Source organism: Shewanella aegiceratis (assembly GCF_019457495.1).
Lineage (GTDB): Bacteria > Pseudomonadota > Gammaproteobacteria > Enterobacterales > Shewanellaceae > Shewanella > Shewanella loihica.
Map to the genome: position 1 here is coordinate 1175857 of NZ_CP080416.1, position 23904 is coordinate 1199760.

At 53.7% G+C, this 23904-nt stretch carries 24 protein-coding genes; 21 read left to right on the forward strand and 3 right to left on the reverse strand.

Going from position 1 to position 23904, the window contains the following annotated elements; all coding sequences use genetic code 11:
- Positions 1–1614 carry an L-aspartate oxidase gene (gene nadB / locus K0H80_RS05210; RefSeq protein WP_011864851.1) on the reverse strand — a complete coding sequence of 538 codons (1614 nt, stop codon included), beginning with the start codon at positions 1612–1614 and terminating at the stop codon, positions 1–3.
- Between the two features lie 199 nt (positions 1615–1813).
- Between nadB and rpoE the strand changes: the two genes are divergently transcribed.
- The 12 genes from rpoE to K0H80_RS05270 all read left to right on the forward strand — a co-directional run bounded on the left by rpoE (position 1814) and on the right by K0H80_RS05270 (position 12082).
- The gene (rpoE, locus tag K0H80_RS05215) at positions 1814–2392 is read left to right on the forward strand and encodes an RNA polymerase sigma factor RpoE (protein ID WP_011864852.1); all 579 of its coding nucleotides are present in this window, start codon (positions 1814–1816) and stop codon (positions 2390–2392) included.
- Positions 2393–2431: 39 nt separating this feature from the next.
- Complete coding sequence (locus K0H80_RS05220) at positions 2432–3034, forward strand: sigma-E factor negative regulatory protein (protein WP_011864853.1); 603 nt, start codon at positions 2432–2434, stop codon at positions 3032–3034.
- A 65-nt stretch (positions 3035–3099) separates the two neighbouring features.
- Positions 3100–4032 (forward strand): MucB/RseB C-terminal domain-containing protein, encoded by a 933-nt coding sequence (locus K0H80_RS05225; RefSeq protein WP_220073332.1) that lies wholly within the window; start codon positions 3100–3102, stop codon positions 4030–4032.
- 7 nt (positions 4033–4039) lie between these two features.
- Positions 4040–4516 carry a SoxR reducing system RseC family protein gene (locus tag K0H80_RS05230; protein WP_220073333.1) on the forward strand — a complete coding sequence of 159 codons (477 nt, stop codon included), beginning with the start codon at positions 4040–4042 and terminating at the stop codon, positions 4514–4516.
- Between the two features lie 108 nt (positions 4517–4624).
- Entirely contained in the window at positions 4625–6415 is a 1791-nt protein-coding gene (lepA, locus tag K0H80_RS05235; protein WP_220073334.1) for a translation elongation factor 4, read from the forward strand.
- Positions 6416–6568: 153 nt separating this feature from the next.
- Entirely contained in the window at positions 6569–7486 is a 918-nt protein-coding gene (lepB, locus tag K0H80_RS05240; protein ID WP_220058824.1) for a signal peptidase I, read from the forward strand.
- Positions 7487–8164 carry a ribonuclease III gene (gene rnc, locus K0H80_RS05245; protein WP_220073335.1) on the forward strand — a complete coding sequence of 226 codons (678 nt, stop codon included), beginning with the start codon at positions 7487–7489 and terminating at the stop codon, positions 8162–8164.
- Positions 8161–9153 carry a GTPase Era gene (gene era / locus K0H80_RS05250; RefSeq protein WP_220073336.1) on the forward strand — a complete coding sequence of 331 codons (993 nt, stop codon included), beginning with the start codon at positions 8161–8163 and terminating at the stop codon, positions 9151–9153. The genes rnc and era overlap by 4 nt, the downstream gene beginning before the upstream one ends.
- 105 nt (positions 9154–9258) lie before the next feature.
- The gene (gene recO / locus K0H80_RS05255) at positions 9259–9954 is read left to right on the forward strand and encodes a DNA repair protein RecO (RefSeq protein ID WP_220073337.1); all 696 of its coding nucleotides are present in this window, start codon (positions 9259–9261) and stop codon (positions 9952–9954) included.
- 128 nt (positions 9955–10082) lie between these two features.
- Positions 10083–10820 (forward strand): pyridoxine 5'-phosphate synthase, encoded by a 738-nt coding sequence (gene pdxJ, locus K0H80_RS05260; RefSeq protein WP_220073338.1) that lies wholly within the window; start codon positions 10083–10085, stop codon positions 10818–10820.
- A gap of 51 nt (positions 10821–10871) precedes the next feature.
- Positions 10872–11273 carry a holo-ACP synthase gene (gene acpS, locus K0H80_RS05265; RefSeq protein ID WP_220073339.1) on the forward strand — a complete coding sequence of 134 codons (402 nt, stop codon included), beginning with the start codon at positions 10872–10874 and terminating at the stop codon, positions 11271–11273.
- A gap of 266 nt (positions 11274–11539) precedes the next feature.
- Positions 11540–12082 (forward strand): Mpo1 family 2-hydroxy fatty acid dioxygenase, encoded by a 543-nt coding sequence (locus K0H80_RS05270; RefSeq protein WP_220073340.1) that lies wholly within the window; start codon positions 11540–11542, stop codon positions 12080–12082.
- Positions 12083–12148: 66 nt separating this feature from the next.
- On the opposite strand, the gene K0H80_RS05275 is transcribed toward K0H80_RS05270, so the two are convergent.
- Together K0H80_RS05275 and K0H80_RS05280 are read right to left on the reverse strand one after the other, a co-directional pair.
- The gene (locus tag K0H80_RS05275; protein WP_011864864.1) at positions 12149–13432 is read right to left on the reverse strand and encodes an HlyC/CorC family transporter; all 1284 of its coding nucleotides are present in this window, start codon (positions 13430–13432) and stop codon (positions 12149–12151) included.
- Between the two features lie 146 nt (positions 13433–13578).
- Entirely contained in the window at positions 13579–14367 is a 789-nt protein-coding gene (locus K0H80_RS05280) for a cytochrome C assembly family protein (protein WP_220044554.1), read from the reverse strand.
- Positions 14368–14659: 292 nt separating this feature from the next.
- On the opposite strand from K0H80_RS05280, the gene ffh reads away from it, so the two are divergent.
- The 9 genes from ffh (at position 14660) to K0H80_RS05325 (ending at position 23857) form a co-directional block, all read left to right on the forward strand.
- Positions 14660–16033 carry a signal recognition particle protein gene (gene ffh, locus K0H80_RS05285; RefSeq protein ID WP_220044555.1) on the forward strand — a complete coding sequence of 458 codons (1374 nt, stop codon included), beginning with the start codon at positions 14660–14662 and terminating at the stop codon, positions 16031–16033.
- A gap of 205 nt (positions 16034–16238) precedes the next feature.
- Positions 16239–16490 (forward strand): 30S ribosomal protein S16, encoded by a 252-nt coding sequence (gene rpsP / locus K0H80_RS05290; RefSeq protein ID WP_011864867.1) that lies wholly within the window; start codon positions 16239–16241, stop codon positions 16488–16490.
- A 20-nt stretch (positions 16491–16510) separates the two neighbouring features.
- Entirely contained in the window at positions 16511–17041 is a 531-nt protein-coding gene (gene rimM, locus K0H80_RS05295; RefSeq protein WP_011864868.1) for a ribosome maturation factor RimM, read from the forward strand.
- Positions 17042–17056: 15 nt separating this feature from the next.
- Complete coding sequence (gene trmD, locus K0H80_RS05300; protein ID WP_220044556.1) at positions 17057–17803, forward strand: tRNA (guanosine(37)-N1)-methyltransferase TrmD; 747 nt, start codon at positions 17057–17059, stop codon at positions 17801–17803.
- A gap of 34 nt (positions 17804–17837) precedes the next feature.
- Positions 17838–18188, forward strand: a complete 351-nt coding sequence (gene rplS, locus K0H80_RS05305) for a 50S ribosomal protein L19 (RefSeq protein WP_011864870.1) — start codon at positions 17838–17840, stop codon at positions 18186–18188.
- 379 nt (positions 18189–18567) lie between these two features.
- Positions 18568–19659 (forward strand): 3-deoxy-7-phosphoheptulonate synthase, encoded by a 1092-nt coding sequence (locus K0H80_RS05310; protein ID WP_220073341.1) that lies wholly within the window; start codon positions 18568–18570, stop codon positions 19657–19659.
- 14 nt (positions 19660–19673) lie between these two features.
- On the forward strand, positions 19674–20813 hold the full coding sequence (gene tyrA / locus K0H80_RS05315; RefSeq protein WP_220073342.1) for a bifunctional chorismate mutase/prephenate dehydrogenase: 1140 nt from the start codon (positions 19674–19676) through the stop codon (positions 20811–20813).
- A 251-nt stretch (positions 20814–21064) separates the two neighbouring features.
- Positions 21065–22729: a hydroxylamine reductase gene (gene hcp / locus K0H80_RS05320; protein ID WP_220073343.1), complete on the forward strand. Its 1665-nt coding sequence runs from the start codon at positions 21065–21067 to the stop codon at positions 22727–22729.
- 60 nt (positions 22730–22789) lie between these two features.
- On the forward strand, positions 22790–23857 hold the full coding sequence (locus K0H80_RS05325) for an FAD-binding oxidoreductase (RefSeq protein WP_220073344.1): 1068 nt from the start codon (positions 22790–22792) through the stop codon (positions 23855–23857).
- Positions 23858–23904 lie beyond the last annotated feature (47 nt).

The following is a 23904-nucleotide window of genomic DNA, read 5'->3' on the forward strand; positions in this document are numbered from 1 at the left end:
CTATTGCTCTGGATGCAATATGGTTGGTAGCGGATTATTACTCTTGTTGGGATGGTCAATATTGTAATGCAGGCCGCGGCTTTCCTTACGCTCCATGGCGCAGCGGATGATAAGCTCAGCAACCTGGACCAGATTACGCAGCTCGAGTAAGTTGTTACTCACGCGGAAGTTGCTGTAGTACTCCTGGATCTCCTGCTGCAGCATGGCGCAGCGACGCAGGGCGCGCTCGAGGCGCTTGTCTGAGCGAACTATGCCCACATAGTCCCACATGAACAGACGTAGCTCATGCCAGTTGTGAGCGATCACAACCTCTTCATCCGAGTTCGATACCTTACTCTCATCCCAGGCGGGCAGGGTACCCGGCATAGGGATCTTGGCGAGCTGGCTCTCAATATCCTCGGCCGCCGCGCGGGCAAACACCAGACACTCAAGCAGTGAGTTGCTGGCCAGACGATTCGCGCCGTGCAGGCCGGTATAGGCCACTTCACCTATGGCGTAGAGACCATTGAGATCCGTCTGACCATGCAGGTCTGTCATCACGCCGCCGCAGGTATAGTGGGCCGCGGGTACCACAGGGATAGCATCTTTGGTGATGTCTATGCCCAGCTCCAGACAGCGTCTATAGATGGTAGGGAAATGCTTGATAACAAAGTCGGCCGGCTTGTGGCTGATATCCAGGTAGACACAGTCGACCCCAAGGCGCTTCATCTCATAATCGATGGCGCGGGCCACGATGTCGCGGGGCGCTAGCTCGCCGCGCTCGTCGAAGTCCGGCATGAAGCGGCTGCCATCGGGACGCTTAAGGTAGGCTCCTTCACCGCGCAGCGCCTCGGTCAACAAAAAGTTGCGGGCATCGGCGTGGTAGAGGCAGGTAGGGTGGAACTGGTTGAACTCCATGTTGGCCACCCTGCAGCCCGAGCGCCAGGCCATGGCGATGCCATCGCCCGAGGCGATATCTGGGTTCGAGGTATATTGGTATACCTTAGAGCTGCCACCTGTGGCCAGGGCGACGAAGCGAGCCTTAACGGTTTCCACATGCTCTTCGTTACGGTTCCACACATAGGCGCCAAGCACACGGTTGCCCGGGCGCTTGAGCTTACGTGTGGTGATAAGGTCGATGGCGTTGTAGCGCTCAAGTACCTTGATATTGGGGTGACTCAGGGCACGCTCCTGTAGCGTCACCTGCACCTCTTTACCCGTGGCATCGGCCGCGTGCAGGATGCGTCTGTGGCTATGGCCACCTTCGCGGGTCAGATGATAGGGCGCCTTGCTCTCGTCGCCGTCGGCGGTTTCTTCTTTATCGAAGGCGACGCCGCAGTGAATCAACCACTCCATGGCGCTCTTGGCGTTTTCGGCGGTAAAGGTCACAACTTCTTCATCGCATAACCCGGCCCCGGCGATCAAGGTATCGGTGACGTGAGATTCGATGGTATCCTCTTCATCGAACACTGACGCGATACCGCCCTGGGCGTAGTAGGTTGAGCCTTCGCTGAGTGGGCCTTTGGAGAGTAAGATAACGTTTGATTTTTCAGCCAGATGTAGCGCTAAAGTCAGACCAGCAGCCCCGCTGCCGATAACCAAAACGTCAGATTGATGTTCAACTACTTGTTTCATCAGGTATCATGGTAAGTTATGCGAGTATTGTCTATGGTAAACCAAGACGCCATTTATGGATACTGATCTCGCCGTAGAAAATAAATGCGGATATCGCAATTTTTTTTAGAACTTTTTCGATGTGGGCTAGTCTACATATGTGAATATGATTCGAGCGACTGAGAAATCAGCATTTTAGATTTAGGAGTAGTCGGCTCGGATGAGTGGACAGATAAGTGATCAACAACTCGTTGAGCGAGTGCAACAAGGAGATAAAAACGCTTTTAACCTGCTGGTACATAAATACCAGAGCAAAGTGATTAATCTGATTGCCCGTTATGTGCGTAATCAGGCCGACGTGGCAGATGTGGCACAGGAAGCCTTTATCAAAGCTTATCGTGCGTTGCCTAACTTTAGGGGTGAGAGTGCGTTTTATACTTGGTTGTATCGCATCGCGGTCAATACCGCGAAAAATCATTTAGTGGCACAGGGCAGGCGTGCGCCTGCCAACGATGTCGATGCGGAAGAGGCCGAATATTACGACGGCAGTGATGCGCTAAAGGAGTTTGCCTCCCCTGAGCGTCTCATGTTGTCAGATGAGATTCAGAAAGTGGTCTTCGATACGCTAGATACCTTGCCGGAAGAATTGAAGATGGCTATCTCTCTGCGTGAGCTCGATGGCATGAGTTATGAAGAGATTGCCAATGTGATGGAGTGTCCTGTGGGCACAGTGCGTTCACGTATCTTTAGGGCACGTGAAGCCATCGATAAGAAGTTGCAGCCTTTGCTGGAACGATGAAGCATTTTATTCGATACACTAAATTTATATGGGTGATAAATGGATAAGTTAGGTCAGGAATGGGTTTCCGCTGCCGTTGATGGTGAAATCGACGAGCAGGAGTTGGCGCAACTCGCCGCCGATACGGATTCACATGAGAAGTGGCGTGATTATCACATGATAGGTGATGCTATGCGTGGTGAGTTGCCCGCTGCGATCAATCTCGATCTCAGTGCCAACATTGCCGCAGCGATTGAGCTTGAGCCTAGTATCCTTGTGCCTAAGCGTGTCGAAACGCCTGAGGTGGCGCCTCAACGTCAACTTGCGAGTGTGGTTCCGCTGTTTAAGCAGTTTGGTCAATATGCCATCGCCGCCAGCGTCGCCTTGGTCGCCGTGATCGGCGTGCAGAATTATAATCAGGGTGGCGTCGAAGATGCTCCTATGCCAGTGCTCAATACCCGTCCGCTGATTGGCAGCGCGTCGCCTGTGAGCCTACAGACTGGCCCGGTACAACAGAATCAAAGTTATACCAATGAGCGTGTGATGGAGCAGCGTCATCGCATCAACACCTATATTCAAGATCATATGCTGCAGCAAAGATTGAATAACAGTGCCAATATAGACGACAATGGTGAGCTAACGCCGATCCCGGTGAATCACTAAAAGCTATTTATACTGGTCACACTGACTATACTCTTTGTGTCGATTGGTATTATTAAGGAGTTAGCTTGCGTCTTATTTGGTTGGCCCTGTTAGTCCTCGTCTTCCCTGCCAGTGCGCAGGAAGAGTTGTCCGCTAAGGCTTGGCTCGAAAATATGAGCCTCGCCTTGAAAGGGCAAGAATTCAAGATGTCCCTGATCCATCTGCAAGCGGATCACATACGCCCCCTGGTTTATCTTCACGGCAAGGTCGAAGACCATGAAGTCGCATTTCTCGAGCACCTCAATGGTCCACCGAAGAATGCCGTGCGCGTGGGCAATACAGTTACCTTTATCGAACACGACCAACCCGCCTACAGCGTGCGCGCCGAGCGTATTCAAGGCGTGTTGCCGCCTGCGTTTGCCGGCGTTATCTCAGATCTGGAGTCGGGTTATCAGTTTGTCCTGGGTGGACGTTCGCGTCTGGCCGGGCGTCCCAGTCAGTTAGTGCGCATCATCCCCAACGATGACAACCGCTATAGCTATCAGGTATGGCTGGATATGGATACCTATCTGCCGCTGCGTTACGACATGCTGAACCTTGAGAAGCAGCTGCTGGAGCAGGTGCTGGTGGTAGAGTTGATCGTTCTTGATGATGCGCCGGCGATTCTGCGTGAAGCCTATAAGCAGGATTGGCCCGAGATCATGCCTCAGCCCCAGCGTGAGCAGGCCGACAACTGGCAGTTCAAATGGTTACCTCAAGGTTTTAAGATCTTGGTCAAGGATAATCACAGACTCATCGGCAGCCACGAGGCGGTCGAGTATATCGCCCTGAGCGATGGCCTGGTGAACATCTCTGTGTATGTGGCCAGAGCCGGCGAGACGGCGCTGCCCGACGAGCTGATGACACGCAACGGTCTCTCTTTGGCCGCCGAGCGTGTGGGCAATGCCGAGGTGGTTGCCGTGGGCAAGGTGCCGGCCGAGACACTCAGCCGCATCGCCAAAAGCATCACCATAGAGTGATCCCGCTATGATGGAAGAAACCGCCACAGTGATCAGGTGCCCGGGCGATGGCTGGGTCACGGTCGAAGTAAAAGTTAAAAATGCCTGTAATCATTGCGACAATAATGACACCTGCGGCACCTCTGCCGTGTCTAAGGCGTTCTCGCCCAAGGTGCAGCGCTTCTCGCTGCCTAGCGACACCCAGTATGAACCCGGTGAGCTGTTAAAACTCGGCCTGCCCGAGAGCGTCATCTTAAAGGCGGCCGCCATCGTCTATCTTATGCCGCTGGCGGGCCTGTTTATTGGCGCCACCTTAGGACATTTCCTTGCTGGTCTGGCGGGGCTCGTGAGCAGCGATCTGCTGACTATCGCCCTTGGCCTGAGCGGCGCGGCAAGCGCCTGGTGGCTGGGTCGGCGCTGGGCAAAAACGCTGGAGATCAACAGTCAGCCGGTGATCCTCTCCCGCCTTGGCCGGGCCATAGACGGTATTTCCCCCGCCAACTAGTCTATTATTTTCATTGCCCGATGGATTCCAATTGGTATTAGTTTAGCGATCGGGTACAATTCGGCACTTTTAGATCAATTTCAATTTCGAGTTTAGTCATTTCGCACAATGAAGCATATTAGAAACTTTTCGATTATTGCCCATATTGACCATGGCAAATCAACCCTTTCTGACCGTCTTATTCAAGAGTGCGGCGGCCTGTCTGACCGTGAGATGGCGGCGCAGGTATTGGACTCAATGGATCTCGAGCGTGAGCGCGGCATTACCATTAAAGCCCAGAGTGTGACTCTCGATTACAAAGCTAAAGATGGTGAAACCTATCAGCTGAACTTCATCGATACCCCAGGTCACGTGGACTTCTCCTATGAAGTATCACGCTCGCTGGCTGCCTGTGAAGGCGCCCTCTTAGTGGTCGATGCCGGTCAAGGTGTTGAGGCCCAAACCCTGGCAAACTGTTATACCGCGCTGGATATGGATCTGGACGTGGTGCCAGTACTGAATAAGATAGACCTTCCCCAGGCAGACCCAGAGCGTGTTGCCGAGGAGATCGAGGATATCGTGGGTATCGAGGCTGCCGATGCGGTGCGCTGCTCGGCCAAGACAGGTTTAGGTATCAGCGACGTACTGGAAACTATCGTGGCTCAGATCCCGCCACCAGAGGGCGACCCTGAAGCGCCGCTGCAGGCGTTGATCATCGATTCTTGGTTCGACAGCTACCTGGGCGTCGTTTCCTTGGTGCGTATCAAGAACGGTGTACTCAAGAAGGGTGACAAGTTCAAGGTGATGTCGACCGGCCAGACCCATACGGCCGATCGCGTCGGTATCTTCACGCCTAAGCAGACAGACACGGCTCAGCTGAGTACCGGTGAAGTGGGCTTCGTGATTGCGGGTATCAAAGAGATCCACGGCGCGCCCGTGGGCGATACCCTGACGCTGGCCAAGAATGGCGCCGAGAAGCCGTTGCCTGGTTTTAAGAAGGTGAAGCCGCAGGTTTATGCCGGTGTATTCCCTATCTCGACCGACGACTATGAGAACTTCCGTGACGCGCTCAACAAGCTGAGCCTGAACGATGCCTCGCTCTTCTTCGAGCCGGAAACCTCTTCGGCACTGGGCTTTGGTTTCCGTATTGGTTACCTGGGTCTGCTGCACATGGAGATCATTCAGGAGCGTCTCGAGCGCGAATATAACCTGGATCTGATCACCACTGCGCCGACCGTAGTCTATGAAGTGGTGACCACCAAGGGCGAGACCATCTACGTCGATAACCCATCGGATCTTCCACCGATGAACAACATCGAAGAGATGCGCGAGCCTATCGTTGAGACCAACATCCTGGTACCTAAAGAGTACTTGGGTAACGTGATCACCCTGTGTATCGAGAAGCGCGGCGTGCAGACCAACATGGTCTACCACGGCAACCAGGTGGCGATCACCTATGATATGCCGATGGCCGAAGTGGTGATGGACTTCTTCGACCGCCTGAAGTCGACCAGCCGTGGTTATGCGTCGCTGGAGTATAACTTCAAACGCTTCGAGGCGGCGGACATGGTGCGTCTGGACGTACTGATCAACGGCGATCGCGTCGATGCCCTGGCGATGATCCTGCACAAGGCCAACGTGCGTTACCAAGGCCTGGCCTTGGTGAACAAGATGAAGGAACTGATCCCAAGACAGATGTTCGATATCGCGATTCAGGCGGCCGTCGGCAGCCAGATCATCGCCCGTTCATCGGTTAAGGCCCTGCGTAAAGACGTAACCGCTAAGTGTTACGGAGGCGACGTCTCCCGTAAGAAGAAGCTGCTGCAGAAGCAGAAAGAGGGTAAGAAGCGCATGAAGCAGGTGGGTAACGTCGAAGTCCCGCAAGAGGCCTTCCTCGCCGTGCTGAAGATCAATGAGTAATCACTTTTTAGTTAATAATTGTTAATAGTGATTGATAATGAGCGCCGCGGTTTGCGGCGCTTTGTTTGTTACAGTATAAATGGGCTAATGGCCTGCTAGGCAGGCGATAAATCCCTTATTTTGCTGGAGCATTTTTCAGGAGTTAGTTAGCGTATGGCAGCTTATTTTTCCCTTATCCTGGTCTTGGTGACCCTAGGCAGCGGCCTGATCTGGATGTTCGATGCCTTAGTCTTAGCCCCCAAGCGTCAGCAGAAGCTGGCCATGGCCCAGGCGGCCAACCAGGAGATTAGCGAAGAGAGCGCCGAAAAAATCGTGCGTGAGTCAGCCATAGTGGAGACCTCGCGTTCTATTTTTCCGGTTATCGCTTTCGTGTTGATCCTACGCTCTTTTATCTACGAGCCTTTTCAAATTCCTTCGGGATCTATGATGCCAACCTTGCTGGTGGGCGACTTCATCTTGGTAGAGAAGTTTAGCTATGGGCTGAAAGATCCTGTGTGGCGAAGCAAGCTTATCGAGACAGGCAAGCCACAGCGCGGCGACGTGGCGGTATTTAAATACCCAGAAAACCCGCAGATCGACTACATCAAGCGTGTCATCGGCCTGCCGGGGGATCGCATCGTCTATCGCAACAAGGATCTCTATATTCAGAAGGCCTGCCCAGAGGGGCAGAGCGAGTGTCCTAAGCTTGAGAAGATAGAGCGCGCCGGTGTCAACCAAGGCGAATTTACCCAGGATAATATCCCGCTGCTGCGTTACAAGGAGCAGCTGGGCGATGTGACCCACGATATCCTGATCAACCCAGGACGCGGCGAGCCGACCTCTTACTATTTCCGCGAGGGGAATCTGGCGGTGGGTGAGTTTGTCGTGCCTGAAGGTCAGTATTTCATGATGGGCGACAACCGCGACAACAGCACAGACTCACGCTTCTGGGGCTTCGTGCCCGAAGCCAACCTGGTCGGCAAGGCGGTAGCGATCTGGATTAGTTTTGAATTTGAGCGCAAGCCGTCGGACTTTTTACCAACTTGGGTACCGACAGGCGTACGCTTTAACCGTGTAGGCGGAATTGTGTAGATGGAACCCATTAAGAATCTACCGCGTTTGGGTAGAATATTAGGTTATCAATTTCAGCAGATCGCACTGCTGGAGCAGGCGTTAACCCACCGCAGTGCGGCGAGCAAGCATAACGAAAGACTGGAGTTTTTAGGCGACTCTATTCTCTCTATCGTCATCTCTGACGCCTTGTATCATCAGTTTCCCAAGGCGACCGAGGGTGACCTGAGCCGGATGCGCGCCACCCTGGTGTGCGGCAAGATGCTGGCGGAGATCGCCAAGGAGTTTAAACTTGGCGATTATCTTAAGCTGGGCCCTGGTGAGCTCAAGAGTGGTGGTTTTCGCCGAGAGTCTATCCTGGCCGATGCCATGGAGGCGATCATAGGTGCCATCTATCTTGACGCCAATATCGAGACCTGCCGCACTTTAGTACTAAACTGGTATAAGAGCCGTCTTGCGGTGATCGAGCCGGTGAATCAGAAAGATCCCAAGACCCTGCTGCAGGAGCACCTGCAGGGATTTAAGCAGCCGCTTCCCGTCTATACAGTGGTGAACATCAGCGGCGAAGCCCATGCGCAAACCTTCACCGTGGAGTGTAAGGTGGAGCAGCTAAAAGAAGCCGTTGTCGGCGTGGCGAATTCCCGCAGAAAGGCGGAGCAGATTGCCGCAGCAGAAGTGTTGGAGCGTATTAAGAAATGAGTAACAAACCCGAGCAGCCAGGTGCACAAGAGCCGAGTCTGGACGAGCTGCTGGCGCGGATGAACAGTGGCCGCAGTGGTAGCCAATATGAGGTGACCTACTGCGGCATGGTGGCCATCGTCGGCCGTCCTAACGTCGGTAAGTCGACCCTGCTGAATAAGCTACTGGGTCAGAAGATCTCTATCACCTCTAAGAAGCCGCAGACCACGCGTCACCGCATCATGGGCATTCACACCGATGGCCCGCGTCAGGTGGTGTTTATCGATACCCCTGGTCTGCATATCGAAGAGAAGCGCGCCATCAATCGTCTGATGAACCGCGCGGCGTCCAGCTCTCTCGCCGAGGTTAGCCTGGTAGTATTCGTGGTCGATGGTCTTAACTGGACTGCCGACGATGAGATGGTGCTGAAGAAGCTTCATAGCCGTGATGATGGCCGCAAGACGATTCTGGCCATCAACAAGGTGGATAACATCAAGGATAAAGAGGCGCTGTTCCCGCATCTGCAGACCCTGGCGGCCAAGTTTGAATTTGATGAGATCTTGCCTATCTCGGCAACCCATGGCACCAATGTGCAGCGCATTATGGAGCTGGCGCTGGAGTCGGTACCTGAGTCGCCGCATTACTTCCCCGAGGACTATGTCACCGACCGTTCTCAGAAGTTTATGGCCTCTGAAATAGTGCGCGAGAAGCTGATGCGTTTCCTCGGCGACGAGCTACCATACGATGCCACGGTAGAGATAGAGCAGTTTAAGATGATGGAAAACGGCGTCTATCAGATCAATGCCTTGATCTTGGTGGAGCGCGAGACCCAGAAACGTATGGTGATCGGCAACAAGGGCGAGCGCATTCGCACCATTGCCACCCAGGCCCGCCAAGATATGGAGGTCCTGTTCGATAACAAGGTCTTCCTTGAGGTCTGGGTGAAGGTCAAGTCTGGCTGGGCCGACGATGAGCGCGCCCTGCGCTCATTAGGCTACGGCGAGAGCTAAGCCAGCAAGAGTAAAGGTAAGCCGAGGTAGTCACACAAGAGTCGTGTTTATCTCGGCTTTTTTGTCAGCATTGTTTTTGGTAAACAGGGATTAAGGAAGAGGGCAATGCACAGGGGATATGTACTGCACACCCGTCCCTATCGGGAGTCGAGCGTGCTGGTCAATCTGTTGGTCGACGGCCTGGGCAGGGTCGATGCCGTCGCGCGCCTTGGCAGTGGCAAGACCTCGATAAAGAGCATACTGCAACCCTTTCAGCCCTTGTTGTTTCAGCTGTCGGGGCGAAGTAGTCTCAAGAGCCTGTATCAGGTTGAGGCCGCCAGCCCGGCAGTGCCTCTGAGCGGCAGCGATAGCTTTGCGGGTCTGTATCTTAACGAGCTCTTGGTGCGCTGCCTGTCGGTCGAGCATGGCGCCGAGCAGTTCTTCTTTACCTATCATAAGACACTGATGGCCATGGCAGCGGCCTTTAGCGAGGCGCAGCTCAGACAGTTTGAGCTTTCGCTGCTCAAGGAGCTTGGGGTGATGCCATCGCTGAATCTGGATATCGAAGGTAGTCCTATCGAGACCGACTTCTACTACCGCCTGTTATCCGAAGAGGGCTTTAGTACGGCGCTCGGCCCCAAGCCCAACCATTTTAGCGGCGAGATGCTGCGCGCCCTGGAGGAAGACAAACTCGCAGAGGCCGACTTTAAGCAGGCTAAACTGCTGATGAGGCAGTTGCTGTCGCCCCTGCTGGGGGACAAGCCGCTTAAGTCGCGCGCGCTGTTTTTAAAGGGCAACAGGCCATCGAGTTACAGCAAGTAGCTCATTATCCATGTTTGCGGCAATCCGCTGCGCACATTCATCGGGTGTTTCCCTTGTAGCCTTCCCTTAAGCTTTAGTAAAATAGGCACAAAATTCCAATCGCGACACTCTACACTTAAGGACTTTCCATGAGCCGTATTCATCTAGGCGTTAATATCGATCACATTGCCACCTTACGTCAGGCCCGTGGGACCAGTTACCCGGATCCTGTCCATGCCGCAGCCGTTGCCGAGCATGCCGGCGCCGAGGGCATTACCGTGCATCTGCGTGAAGACAGACGCCATATCTGCGACAGAGACATCTATCTGCTGGCCAAGACCATCAAGACGCGCATGAACTTCGAGATGGCGGTGACCGACGAGATGCTGGATATAGCTTGCGAGGTGAAGCCTGCCTATGTTTGCCTGGTACCGGAGAAGCGTGAAGAGCTGACCACTGAAGGCGGTCTGGATGTGGCAGGCCAGCAGGAGAAGATCCGCGCCGCGGTCGAGCGTTTGACTGCTCTTGGTATCAAAGTTTCACTATTTATCGATGCCGATCCTGTGCAGATCGACGCCACCGTCGCCGTAGGCGCGCCGGTTATCGAGCTACACACAGGTTGCTATGCCGACGCCGAGACAGATGCAGAGCAAGCCAAAGAGTTGGCACGCATTACCGAGATGGCAACTTACGCCCATGGTAAGGGGCTGGTGGTCAACGCGGGCCATGGTCTGCACTATCACAATGTGAAGCCTATCGCGGCTATTCCTGAGCTTTATGAGCTTAATATCGGTCATGCCATCATCGCCCGCGCCGCGATCGATGGTTTGGATAAGGCGGTACGTGATATGAAGCAGCTGATGGTCGAAGGTCGCAGCGGTCAGTAATCGTCTTATCGTTAGCATTAATATCATGTCGTGGCGGGTAGGGAAGAGCTTATGATTGTTGGTTTAGGGACTGATATCGTCGAGATCGCGCGTATCGCCGACAAGGTGCCTGCGGCGGGAGACGAGGCGTCGCTGGTCAAGTGTCCGCTCGCCAAGCGGGTGTTGACCCAGGCCGAGATGGCAATATTCTTGGCTTCCTCCCAGCCCGGTCGCTATTTGGCGAAGCGTTTTGCCGCCAAAGAGGCGGCCGCCAAGGCACTGGGTACAGGCATAGGCCGCGGCGTCTCCTTCCAGCATATCGAGATCAGTAACGATGCTAACGGTGCGCCGCTTATCGTCTTTCAAGGCGGTGCGGCCGAGCGGCTGAGTCTCTTGGGCGGCAGCCGTGCCCATCTCTCCATCGCCGATGAGAAACACTATGCCACGGCGACCGTGATCCTCGAGTCAAACTAGCTATTGGCCTTGATAGATGGGGTAATGCAGCTGCTGTTTAACTGGCTGTGCATCAGTCCCATGTGCGCTAAGGTTCAGAAATACAGGCTGTTTTAATTTCGTTTTCGGCACTTTGTGTCGACGCATCGCACTGGCATCTGTTAATAAAATGTTTTAGGTTAGGCTAACTGAGACGAGCGTCAAACTTAGCCAAATTACCTTAATGGTGGTTGCCAGGATAGGGCAGGCTTTGGTTTCGCAAGATAAAAAGACGATGGAGCCGAGCCATGAAATCTGCGATCGAGCAGTTATCCACCTACAAGAGTGTTCACCTCAACCCCACTAACATCAAGACTCACTTTGTCGGCATCCCGCTGATCATCTGGTCGGCCTTCGTGATGTTAAACACCATCCCCTTTAGCCTGTATAGCTTCGGCTCCACAGGGCTGGAGCTCAATGTGGCCGTGCTGTTTGCCTGCGGCGTATTGATTTATTACTTTGCGCTGCATGCCAAACTGGCGCTGGGGTTGGTGCTGTTTATCCTGCCCGTGCTCTACACCTCCTTCTTAGTATCGCGGATGGAACAGGCCTGGCCCATCGCCATCGGCGTGTTCGTGATTGGCTGGATCTTTCAGCTCATTGGCCACAAGTATGAGAAGGCCAAGCCGGCCTTTATCGACGATCTTAATCAGCTGTTGATCGGCCCCTTCTTCCTGATGGCTGAGCTCTATTTTATGCTGGGACTGGAGCGCGACTTAGACGAGGCGATCACCCCGCTGGCAAGAGATAAGCGCCGGGCCTTGACTCATGCCAGTAAGCATGACAATTAAAAATTTTGGTCGCTATGGGATAACAAAAAGGCGCCTTAGGGCGCCTTTTTTGGTGAACTGTGAGGACTAGTTGCGACTGCCCTTGGGCGCCTTGTAGTGCTGGGGCATGACCCGCACCGTCTTCACCATGTTGTCGGCCACCTCGACTACCTCAAGCGGGTAGCCCGAGAGACGCATCGAGGTGTTAGGCTCGGGGATCTCCTCGAGATACTCAAGGATCAGGCCGTTAAGCGTCTTAGGCCCGTCGATGGGGAAATGCCAGTCCATCTCCTTATTGAGATCGCGGATGTTGATGGTGGCGTCGATAAGGAAGCTGCCATCTTGCTGCTGGTTGATATCTTCGCTAGGCGTGGTGATCATCGAGGTGGTAAAGTCGCCGACGATCTCCTCGAGAATATCTTCCAGCGTTACCAGTCCTTGAATATCACCATACTCGTCTACTACCAGGCCGATACGTTCCTTGTTCTGCTGGAAGTTGGCCAGTTGCACGTTGAGGGGCGTGCCCTCGGGGATGAAGTAGATCTCTTTTACCGCCCGCAGCAGGGATGACTTACTAAACTGCTGCTTGGATTGCAAGCGCAGGGCGTCTCTTAGGTGAACGAAGCCGACGGCATCGTCTATGTTATCGCGGTAGAGCAGGACCCGGGTGTGGGGACTCTGAATCACCTGCTTGTTGATGCGGCTAAAGTCGTCGTTAACGTTGATGGCGTAGAGATCCGAGCGCGGGATCATGATGTCCTCGACCGTGACCTTTTCCAGATCCATGATAGAGAGCAGCATCTCCTGGTGGCGCTGGGGGATTAGGGCGCCGGCCTCGTGCACAACTGTGCGCAGCTCCTCTTGACTCAAGGCATCATCGGCCTTTACCGAGCGGATACCCAGCAGGCGCAGGAAAGTCGAGGTGATAAAGTTAACTATCTTCACTAGGGGAGATAGCAGCACCAACAGGGCTTTGAGCAGTACGCTGGACGGGAAGGCGATACGCTCAGGGTGTAAGGCGGCGACGGTTTTTGGCGTCACCTCGGCAAAGACTAATACCACCAGAGTGAGCACACCCGTGGCGATGGCCACCCCAACATCACCAAACAAGCGAATCCCCAATATGGTGGCGATAGCCGAGGCGAGGATGTTCACCAGGTTGTTGCCGATCAGAATCAAGCCGATCAGTCTGTCTGGGCGCTCTAGCAATCTGATGGCGCGTTTCGCGCCCTTATGACCATTGTTGGCCAGATGACGCAGGCGATAGCGATTGAGCGACATCATGGCGGTTTCGGAGCCGGAGAAATAGGCGGAGATGATGATGAGTACGAACAGGATGATGACAAGTACGCTGGTGGATATAGCTTCCAATCAGTGGCCCCACTTTGGCGTTGATGAGTAAGAATAGCGTTAAGATTTAGTAAATACAGCGATTTGGGCTGTGAGTCAAGTTCACCTAGGTCGCACTTTAGTCCATCTTGACCTAGGTGAAGTGTGCGGAATTTAGCGTGTCTGGCCTATTGCAGGATCAGTTCTTTGACGATGCGGGCGCCGAAGTAGGCCAGTGACAGCAGGGTTGCGCCAGTCAGAGTGTAGGCCACGGCGGTGCGGATCTTACAACCCACCCAGTACTGCTGCGCCAGCATGGCGATATAGGTAAACCAGGCCATGATAGAGAGGATCGCCTTATGGCCCTGGCCGTCGGCAAACATATCATCAAGGAAGATAAAGCCAGTTGCCAGCGACAGACTCAGGAGTACCACACCGATGATCACCAGATGATAGAGCTGCTTCTCTACCGTCATCAGCGGTGGAATCGCCGGGCTCAGCATCAGCTGCTTCTTCTTCAGCTTGTTTTGAATCATCGCCAGTTGGATGGCATAAAGCGCGGCGATCATCAGGGCGCTGTAGGCCATCAGCGACAGCACCACGTGGGCCAGCACCTCGGGGTAAAGCTCGAAGTGGGTGATATATTTAGGCGGTAATAGCCACAATAGGGCCACAGAGATGACGGAACAGGCATAGACCACGGGCACGACGACGATCACCTTGAGACGGAACATCAAGATGGTGAAGGTGAAGGCGATGATCCAGTTCACCATGGAGATCACATTGGTCAGACTGAAGTTTTGACCGTCACCGGTGAAGATGGCCTGAGACAAGGCGGCGGCATGAAGTACCACGGCCACGGCGGCGAAGGCGGCTACGGCTTTACGGTTAGGGCCATCGGCATGAAACAGTCGGCTGACGACCAAGACGAGTGCGATACTGTAGAAGAAAATGGCTGAAGCCGAAAAAATCACCATCGAAAATTAACCTATCGTTATGTGAGCTTTCTTGTGGTCATCGACCTGCGCGAGGCGGTCGAGTTTTTATCCTTAGTTGATCGTTAGAATAACACGATGGATGCTATTTTGGGCAGAGGCTTTACACACAAAAATTAGCACTTTCTGAGCGTTACTCCTAAGTTTTGACATTTTTACCCTACAGCAGATAACTTGCCTAAGCCATAACTTACGCTGCGCGGTAGCATAATATCTGCGCATCGCTATAATACTGCCCCAATCATGTAAATTCTAAACGGTAAAGAACGCGATAATGTTTGAGAACCTCACCGACAGATTATCACGCACCCTGAAAAATATTAGCGGTCGTGGTCGCCTTACAGAAGACAATATTAAAGAAACGTTACGCGAAGTGCGCATGGCGCTGCTGGAAGCCGACGTCGCCTTGCCCGTTGTACGCGCCTTCGTTAATAGCGTTAAAGAGCGCGCCGTAGGCCAAGAGGTCACCAAGAGCCTGAGCCCAGGCCAGGCCTTCATCAAGATCGTCCAGAGTGAGCTAGAAAATGCCATGGGCGAGGCCAACGAGGCGCTAAACCTCTCGGCGCAGCCGCCAGCGGTGATCATGATGGCCGGTCTGCAGGGTGCGGGTAAGACCACCAGTGTCGCCAAGCTGTCTAAGTTCCTGCGTGAAAGACAGAAGAAATCTGTATTGGTGGTCAGCGCCGACGTTTATCGTCCGGCGGCGATCAAGCAGCTGGAAACCTTGGCCAACGAGGTCGAGGTCGAGTTCTTCCCATCGGATGTATCACAAAAGCCTATCGACATCGTCGATGCGGCCATGGCCCACGCCAAGCTCAAGTTTATCGACGTGGTGATCGTCGATACCGCGGGTCGCCTGCACGTCGACGAGAGCATGATGGACGAGATCAAGGCGCTGCACGCCGCGGTCAAACCGGTTGAAACCCTGTTTGTGGTCGATGCCATGACGGGTCAGGATGCGGCTAACACCGCCAAGGCCTTCAACGAAGCCCTGCCGCTGACCGGTGTGGTACTGACCAAGGTCGACGGTGACGCCCGTGGTGGTGCTGCGCTGTCGATTCGCCATATTACCGGTAAGCCGATTAAGTTCCTGGGTGTGGGCGAGAAGACCGATGCGCTCGAGCCTTTCCATCCGGACCGTGTTGCCTCGCGCATTCTGGGCATGGGCGATGTGCTTTCCCTGATCGAAGAGGTTGAGCGCGGCGTCGATAAAGAAAAGGCGATGAAGCTGGCTTCTAAGGTCAAGCAAGGCGGTAGCTTCGATTTAGAAGACTTCCGTGAGCAGCTACAACAGATGAAGAACATGGGCGGCATGATGAGCATGCTCGAGAAGCTGCCCGGTGTCGGTCAACTCCCTCCAGAAGCCCTGGCTCAGGTGCAAGACGGCAAGCTAACGGGACAAATGGAGGCTATTATTAACTCCATGACCCCAGGCGAGCGTAAGCGCCCAGAGATCATCAAGGGTTCTCGTAAGCGTCGTATCGCCATGGGTTCAGGTACCCAGATCCAGGACGTCAATCGTCTGCTCAAGCAGTTCACTCAGATGCAGAAGATGATGAAGAAGATGTCGGGTAAAGGCGGCATGAAGAAGATGATGCGCGGCATGAGTGGAATGCTGCCTCCCGGGATGAAGATGCCGGGACGTTAATCGTCTGACTTTGTATAGATTTAGCTAAGTCCATTAAGGGTTTTCGGCCCTTGGTGGGCTTGCTATTTTTGCGTGAAAAACGTTGCATTTGTCGCCGGTTCAGGTAGAATCGTGCGGCTTTCTATCTGGGACTCTTCGCGAACACGGGGTTCCAGTTTTTATTTTTGCTTCAGAACGAAGCAAATCATTAGAGGATAAAAGACGCATGGTTACCATTCGTTTAGCTCGAGGCGGCGCAAAAAAGCGTCCATTCTATAACATCGTTGTTGCTGACAGCCGTAACGCTCGTGACGGTCGTTTCATCGAACGTGTTGGCTTCTTCAACCCTGTTGCTCGTGGTCAAGAAGAAGCTCTTCGCTTAGATCTTGATCGTGTAGATCACTGGGTTGCTAACGGTGCTGCTACTACTGATCGTGTAGCGAAACTGATCAAAGACGCTCGTAAAGCTGCTGCTTAATAGCGTTTAGGTATAGATTGATGAGTAGTCACCAAGAACCTGTCGTACTGGGCAAATTAGGCGCTAGTCACGGCATTAAAGGTTGGTTGAAGATCACTAGCTATACCGATTCTGTCGAAGATATTTTTGACTATTCACCTTGGTTGATTAAAGAGCAAGGCGAATGGCGCGAAGTCAAGGTTGCACAGTGGCGCTATCAAGGTAAGGCGATTATCGCTGCCCTGGAAGGCGTAACCACTCGAGACCAAGCGCAAATGCTCACTAACTGTGAGATTGCCATTCCCGCCGAGGCGATGAAGGCACTGCCGGAAGATGAATTCTACTGGCGTGATCTTATCGGCTGTGAGGTGGTGAATACTAAAGGCTACAAGATGGGCAAGGTCGACCAGATCGTGGAAACAGGATCGAACGACGTGCTGCTTGTGAAGGCCAACGCGAAAGATGGCTTTGGCAAAACGGAACGTATGATTCCTTTTGTTACCGAGCAGTTCATCCTAGAGGTGAATCTGGCGGAAAAACAAATTTTAGTGGATTGGGATCCGGACTTCTAAGTCGAGGGACAACAGATGTGGTTAGGGGTAGTAACCCTGTTTCCAGAGATGTTTCGTGCCGTAACAGACTTTGGTGTAACGGGTCGGGCCGTAAGTAACGGTTTGTTAGAGTTGCAAACGTGGAATCCCAGAGATTTCACTCATGATAAACATAGAACAGTGGACGACAGGCCTTATGGCGGCGGACCTGGCATGTTGATGATGGTGCAGCCTCTACGTGATGCCATCCATGCAGCGAAAGCCGCTGCGGGTGATAAGGCTAAGGTGATTTATCTCTCTCCTCAGGGACGCAAGCTGACACAGCAGGGCGTCGAAGAGTTAGCTAAATCGGAGCGTTTGATTTTAGTGTGTGGTCGCTACGAAGGTATCGATGAACGCATTATTCAAACGGAAGTGGATGAAGAGTGGTCGATTGGAGATTACGTGCTCTCGGGCGGTGAACTCCCAGCGATGACCCTGATCGATTCGGTTTCTCGTTTGGTGCCTGGCGTGCTAGGTAAACAAGCGTCGGCAGAGCAGGATTCCTTCTCTGACGGATTACTGGATTGTCCCCACTATACTCGCCCCGAAAGCCTAGATGGTATCGATGTACCGGCGGTATTGCTTAGCGGCAACCACGAAAATATTAGACGCTGGCGATTGCAGCAAAGTCTCGGAAGAACTTTACTGCGGCGACCAGAATTATTTGAAAATCTAGCTCTGACTGATGAACAAACCAAGCTATTAGCCGAGTTTGTTAATACCGCCCAAGCAGGCGAGTAAAAATGGTCAGTTATTACTAGTATGGAGTTTATTCATGAATAACATCATTAAAATGCTCAACGATGAGCAAATGAAGCAAGACGTACCAGAATTTGGTGCAGGTGACACAGTAGTTGTAAAAGTACGTGTTGTTGAAGGCGGTAAAGAGCGTCTACAGGCGTTCGAAGGCGTTGTTATCGCTAAGCGTAACCGTGGTCTGCACTCTGCATTCACTGTACGTAAGATCTCTAATGGTGAAGGTGTTGAGCGTGCGTTCCAAACTCACAGCCCGCTCATCTCTAGCATCGAAGTTAAGCGTCGCGGCCGTGTTCGTCGTGCTAAGCTTTACTACCTACGTGAGCGTTCAGGTAAGTCTGCACGTATCCGCGAGAAGCTTGCTAAGTAAGCATTCGCTAAAACGTAAAAAAAGATGCAGTGTTCGCACAATGACCCGCCTTATGGCGGGTTTTTGTTTTTAGGCGTTCACTAATGGGGGCGCTGTCATCCTTAGCATAGCCTTGTGCATTTTCCCTTTTCCTATTCTCTAGGCTGGCTGACCCCATTTGGCTAAACCTCTCTTGGTAAATCCACTCTAGTGGCAAAATCTCTCTCTTTAGCCAGGTCTCAATGAGGTTTTTACCGCTTCGATCGTGAATTATTCTTGAAAAGCAAATTTATGCTTGATCTAAATTTATGCAGCAGGCATAGTTAGCTTACAGGCGTAATGGTGTACCATTACGATATTGCATTTAGGTATGAGAAAACACACTAGGTTGGTGACAGGTATGCAGCAAGACACGATTAATAATGTTCACATCAGCTCGGAGAAAGTGCTGGTGACCCCGGAAGAGTTAAAACAACAACTGCCCCTGTCGACTGCCGCCTATCACTATGTGCTTAACGCGCGCCGCACCGTATCGGATATCGTCCATAAGCGTGATAACCGAGTGCTGGTGGTCAGCGGTCCCTGTTCTATCCACGACATCGCCTCGGCCAAGGAGTACGCGCTGCGCCTCAAGACGCTACACGATGAGCTTAAAGATGAGTTCTACATCCTGATGCGGGTCTACTTCGAGAAGCCGCGTACTACAGTGGGCTGGAAGGGGATGATCAACGATCCCGATATGGATGAGTCTTTCGATGTCGAGAAGGGCCTGCGTCAGGCACGCGAGTTGATGATCTGGCTGGCGGAGCTGGGACTGCCGGTGGCGACCGAGGCGCTGGATCCTATCAGCCCGCAATACATCTCCGAGCTGGTCACCTGGTCGGCCATCGGCGCGCGCACCACAGAATCTCAGACCCACAGGGAGATGGCGTCCGGTCTCTCCATGCCAGTCGGCTTCAAGAATGGTACCGACGGCAAGCTGGGGGTGGCGATCAACGCGCTGCAATCGGCGGCCAGCAGCCATAGATTCATGGGGATCAACCAGGCGGGTCAGGTGGCGCTGCTACAGACCGCCGGTAACCCAGATGGCCATGTGATCCTGCGCGGCGGCAAGACGCCTAACTATGACGCTTCGAGCGTGGCCGAGTGTGAGCAGCAGCTGCATGCGGCCAAGCTTAACGCCCGCTTGGTGGTGGATTGCAGCCATGGTAACTCAAGCAAAGATCACACCCGCCAGCCGAGCGTCTGTCAGGATGTGTTCGATCAGATAGCCAATGGCAACAAGTCGATCATAGGCGTCATGCTGGAGAGTCATCTGAACAAAGGTAATCAGAGCAGCGACAAGCCGATGAGTGAGTTGGCCTACGGGGTGTCGGTAACCGATGCCTGCATCGACTGGCAGACCACGGAAGATCTTCTACGTCAGGGGGCGGCACAATTGGCATCGGTTTTACCAGGCAGATTTGCTATGCTCAAGGCGGTCAATGCCTGATGGAACACGCGCAAATGAGTGAGAAAACCACTAACGAACTGGAAAAACTAAGAGAGCATATCGACAGCGTCGATCAACAGCTGCTACATCTGCTGCGTAAACGCCTGGATCTCGTGGCCCAGGTGGGCGGCGTCAAGCATGCGGCCGGCGTGCCCATCTACGCGCCTCAACGTGAGGCCTCCATGCTGGCCAAGCGCCGGGAAGAGGCGGCAAAGATGAATGTCTCGCCCCAGCTGATCGAAGATATTCTGCGCCGCCTGATGCGCGAGTCCTATCTCAACGAGAAGGACGTCGGTTTCAAGCAGGTAAAGACGGATCTGGGCCATGTGGTGATCGTCGGTGGTCAGGGCAAGCTAGGCGGCCTGTTTGCGCAGATGCTGAGCCTGTCCGGCTATCAGGTGAAATCTCTTGATAAAGACGACTGGCAGCAGGCCGAGGCGATATTCGACGGGGCAGGGCTGGTGATAGTCACTGTGCCTATTAGCATCACCTGTGAGCTGATTCGCGACAAGCTTACCAGCCTGCCAGCAAATTGCATCCTGGCGGATCTGACGTCGATCAAGGAGAAGCCACTTGAGGCGATGCTCGCCAGCCATCAAGGCCCAGTGGTGGGGCTGCACCCCATGTTCGGCCCGGATGTGGGCAGCCTGGCTAAACAGGTGGTAGTGGTGTGTCACGGCCGCAGCCGTGAGCAGTACGAATGGCTACTGGAACAGATAGGGATCTGGGGCGCTCGCTTGGTCGAGGCCGATGCTCAGCAGCACGACAAGGCGATGCAGCTGGTGCAGGCGATGCGCCACTTCTCCTCCTTCGTCTACGGTCTCAACCTCTATCGCGAGGCGGCGGATATCGACAACCTGTTGCAGTTCAGCTCGCCTATCTACCGACTGGAGCTGGCGATGGTCGGGCGCCTGTTTGCCCAGAGTCCCGAACTCTATGCCGATATCATCTTCGCCCAGCAGGAGAGCCTGACCGCAATAGGGGATTACCTGGATAACTATGCCCAGGCGCTCGAACTCCTGAAGCGCGGTGACAGGCAAGGTTTCATTCGCGAATTCGAGGAAGTGGCGGCCTGGTTTGGGGATTTCGCACCTCAGTTCCAGCGCGAGAGCCGGGCCATGTTGCAGTCGGTTAATGATATGAAGACAGGCTAAAACTCCCTGGCGGCGTCCGAGTGATCGACACTCAGGGCGCCGTCTTTCTTTTAGGCCCCTTTAAAGGATAACTCGCTGTTTTAAATTGTTTTACCATATTTTTTAACAACTTAGTTTCGCATAAGCTAATTTGATCCGCTTCATAGTTTCTCACATTGCTCGCAAGTTTCACTTTTGCCCCTGTGCCTTGCACAGTAGACTCCGCTTAAAACATGCAAAGAAAAAGCATGATTAAATAAAGGAGCAGTATTGTGTTTTGTATTCAGTGTGAGCAAACCATTCGTACCCCTGCCGGCAATGGTTGTAGTTATTCCCAAGGCATGTGTGGCAAACTAGCAGCCACCTCAGATCTGCAAGATCTGCTGATTTATATCTTACAAGGCGTATCTGCCTATGCCGAGAAGGCGCGCGCCTTCGGCATCATTGACCCGGCCATCGACACCTTCGTGCCTAAGGCGTTCTTCGCCACCCTGACCAATGTGAACTTCGATGACGAGCGCATCATGGCCTACACCCAGCAGGCTTATGGCTACCGGGCCCAGCTTCAGGCGGCCTATGAGTCGGCTTGTAAGGCGCAAGGCCAAGCAATTGAAACCCTGATCCCAGCCGCTAGCCTGGTGCTGGCCAGTGTGAAAGAAGAGATGCTGGCCCAGGCCGCTCAGGCGCTGCCTAATCGCGGCAAAGAGGAGGTCAACGAGGATATCATGGGCCTGCGTTTGCTCTGTCTCTATGGCCTTAAAGGTGCGGCCGCCTACATGGAGCATGCCCGCGTACTGGATCAGACCGATAGCGAGGTGGCGGCCAAGTTTCATGAGATCATGGCCTTCTTGGGCTCAGATTCTGTCGATGCCGACAAGCTGTTTGCCACCGCGATGGAGATAGGTCAGCTGAACTATCGCGTGATGGCCATGCTCGATGAGGGGGAGACACAGGCCTTCGGTCATCCGGAGCCGACTCAGGTCAACACGGTTGCGGTGAAGGGCAAGGCGATTCTGGTGTCGGGCCACGACATGAAAGATCTGGAGCTTATTCTTCAGCAGACCGAGGGTAAGGGGATCAACGTCTTCACCCACGGCGAGATGCTACCGGCGCTGGCCTATCCCGAATTGAAGAAGTATCCACACCTGGTCGGTAACTACGGCAGTGCGTGGCAAAACCAACAGAAAGAGTTCGCTAACTTCCCTGGTGCGGTGGTGATGACCTCTAACTGTATTATCGATCCTAATGTGGGCGACTATGCCGACCGTATCTTTACCCGCAGCATAGTGGGATGGCCGGGCGTTACCCACATCGTTGGAGATGACTTCTCCGCGGTGATCGATAAGTCCTTATCCCTTGAGGGCTTCACCTATGATGAGATCCCCCATCACATCACCATAGGTTTTGCTCGCAATGCGTTAATGGCCGCCGCGCCTGCCGTTGTGGAAAATGTGAAAAACGGTTCCATCAAGCACTTCTTCCTGGTCGGTGGTTGTGACGGCGACAAGGCCGAGCGCAGCTACTTTACCGACATCGCCAAGGCGGCGCCTAAGGACTCCATTATCATGACCTTAGGCTGTGGTAAGTATAAGTTCAACAAGTTGGCCTTCGGTGATATCAACGGCATTCCCCGCTTGCTGGATATCGGTCAGTGCAACGATGCCTACTCGGCGATTCAGTTGGCGATCGCCCTGTCTGAGGTGTTCGAGTGTGAGATCAACGAACTGCCGCTGAGCCTGGTGCTTTCCTGGTTTGAGCAGAAGGCGATCGTTATCCTGCTGACCTTATTGTCGCTTGGTGTGAAAAACATACGCACAGGTCCTAGCGCGCCAGCCTTCCTGACGCCAAACCTGCTTAAGGTGCTGGAAGACAAGTTTGGCCTGCGTTCTACCACCACGGTAGAGCAAGACCTTAACGCCATCTTAAACGTTGCCTAAAACGCCCCCAAACGTCCACGGTACTGCCGTGGGCGTTTTTTCTTTTTTGGTAAGTCACCCATGAATCAACAAGATTATCTATCACCCAACTGGCAAGCAGGCGAGACTAGACTCGTCTGTGTCGAGCGCTGGCAGGAAACCCATGATGTGACCAGCTTTCGCTTTCAAGGGGCGCAGCCCGTTAAGTTTCATTTTAAGCCGGGTCAGTTCATCACCTTCCTGCTGGATATTCAGGGAGAGCGGGTCGCCCGCAGCTATACCATCTCGTCGTCACCCTCGCGTCCTTACTCCCTGGTGGTGACCGTCAAGCGTATTCCTGGTGGGCGGGTGTCCAACTATCTGGTCGATAACCTCAAGGCGGGGCACAGCGTCAACGTCAGCGGCCCGGCCGGCGCCTTTAATCTGATCGACATTCCCGCCAGTCGTTACCTTTTCTTAAGTGCCGGCAGTGGGATTACCCCCATGTATTCCATGTCACGCTGGTTGACGGACACTCAGCTGGGCAGTGATATCGCCTTCGTGCACAGCGCCAAGGCCAAGGAAGATCTTATTTTCCATGAGGCGCTGCTGAAGATGGCCCAGCGTCATCCCAATATGGCGCTGCACTACAGCTTGGAATCGGGCGAGTTACTCGAGACCAGTGCTAGTTTTGAGGGCAGATTAAACCTGGAGATGCTCGCGAAGGCCGTGCCCGATTATCTTGAGCGCACCGTGTTCGTCTGTGGCCCCGAGCCCTATATGCAGGCGGTGAAGGCAATGTTGCTAGATGCTGGGTTTGACATGAGTCGTTATCATCAGGAGAGTTTCGGCGCTCCGTCCTTCGCGTCTTCACAGCAAGTAGAAGGGCAGGACGAGCTTGCCGGTTCTACTCCCTTCACGCTACAGATCGGTGATCTGTCTACGCCCCTCACTGGTGAGCAGACGGTACTAGAGGGGATAGAGGCGAAAGGCTTGCCCATTATCGCGGCCTGTCGCTCGGGCGTCTGCGGCGCCTGTAAGTGTCAGGTGCTAAGCGGCGAGACAGAGTCCAGCAGCGAGATGACGCTGACGCCGGCCGAGGTAGCGCAGGGCTTTATTCTCGCCTGCTCGACGCGAATAAAGTCTGATGTGACCCTCTCCTTGGCATAAGACGTGCTGGCTGGATAAGAGGTATTGGCTGGCAAAGGCGAGGATTT

Bases quoted from the DNA above. Each gene is read 5' to 3' on its own strand.
- pdxJ (WP_220073338.1), top strand. From the start codon at position 10,083: ATGAGCCGTATTCATCTAGGCGTTAATATCGATCACATTGCCACCTTA.
- K0H80_RS05230 (WP_220073333.1), top strand. From the start codon at position 4,040: ATGATGGAAGAAACCGCCACAGTGATCAGGTGCCCGGGCGATGGCTGG.
- K0H80_RS05325 (WP_220073344.1), top strand. From the start codon at position 22,790: ATGAATCAACAAGATTATCTATCACCCAACTGGCAAGCAGGCGAGACT.
- rpsP (WP_011864867.1), top strand. From the start codon at position 16,239: ATGGTTACCATTCGTTTAGCTCGAGGCGGCGCAAAAAAGCGTCCATTC.
- era (WP_220073336.1), top strand. From the start codon at position 8,161: ATGAGTAACAAACCCGAGCAGCCAGGTGCACAAGAGCCGAGTCTGGAC.
- lepA (WP_220073334.1), top strand. From the start codon at position 4,625: ATGAAGCATATTAGAAACTTTTCGATTATTGCCCATATTGACCATGGC.
- tyrA (WP_220073342.1), top strand. From the start codon at position 19,674: ATGAGTGAGAAAACCACTAACGAACTGGAAAAACTAAGAGAGCATATC.
- K0H80_RS05270 (WP_220073340.1), top strand. From the start codon at position 11,540: ATGAAATCTGCGATCGAGCAGTTATCCACCTACAAGAGTGTTCACCTC.
- lepB (WP_220058824.1), top strand. From the start codon at position 6,569: ATGGCAGCTTATTTTTCCCTTATCCTGGTCTTGGTGACCCTAGGCAGC.
- trmD (WP_220044556.1), top strand. From the start codon at position 17,057: ATGTGGTTAGGGGTAGTAACCCTGTTTCCAGAGATGTTTCGTGCCGTA.
- K0H80_RS05280 (WP_220044554.1), bottom strand. From the start codon at position 14,367: ATGGTGATTTTTTCGGCTTCAGCCATTTTCTTCTACAGTATCGCACTC.
- K0H80_RS05310 (WP_220073341.1), top strand. From the start codon at position 18,568: ATGCAGCAAGACACGATTAATAATGTTCACATCAGCTCGGAGAAAGTG.
- recO (WP_220073337.1), top strand. From the start codon at position 9,259: ATGCACAGGGGATATGTACTGCACACCCGTCCCTATCGGGAGTCGAGC.
- rplS (WP_011864870.1), top strand. From the start codon at position 17,838: ATGAATAACATCATTAAAATGCTCAACGATGAGCAAATGAAGCAAGAC.
- nadB (WP_011864851.1), bottom strand. From the start codon at position 1,614: ATGAAACAAGTAGTTGAACATCAATCTGACGTTTTGGTTATCGGCAGC.
- rpoE (WP_011864852.1), top strand. From the start codon at position 1,814: ATGAGTGGACAGATAAGTGATCAACAACTCGTTGAGCGAGTGCAACAA.
- rimM (WP_011864868.1), top strand. From the start codon at position 16,511: ATGAGTAGTCACCAAGAACCTGTCGTACTGGGCAAATTAGGCGCTAGT.
- rnc (WP_220073335.1), top strand. From the start codon at position 7,487: ATGGAACCCATTAAGAATCTACCGCGTTTGGGTAGAATATTAGGTTAT.
- ffh (WP_220044555.1), top strand. From the start codon at position 14,660: ATGTTTGAGAACCTCACCGACAGATTATCACGCACCCTGAAAAATATT.
- K0H80_RS05220 (WP_011864853.1), top strand. From the start codon at position 2,432: ATGGATAAGTTAGGTCAGGAATGGGTTTCCGCTGCCGTTGATGGTGAA.
- acpS (WP_220073339.1), top strand. From the start codon at position 10,872: ATGATTGTTGGTTTAGGGACTGATATCGTCGAGATCGCGCGTATCGCC.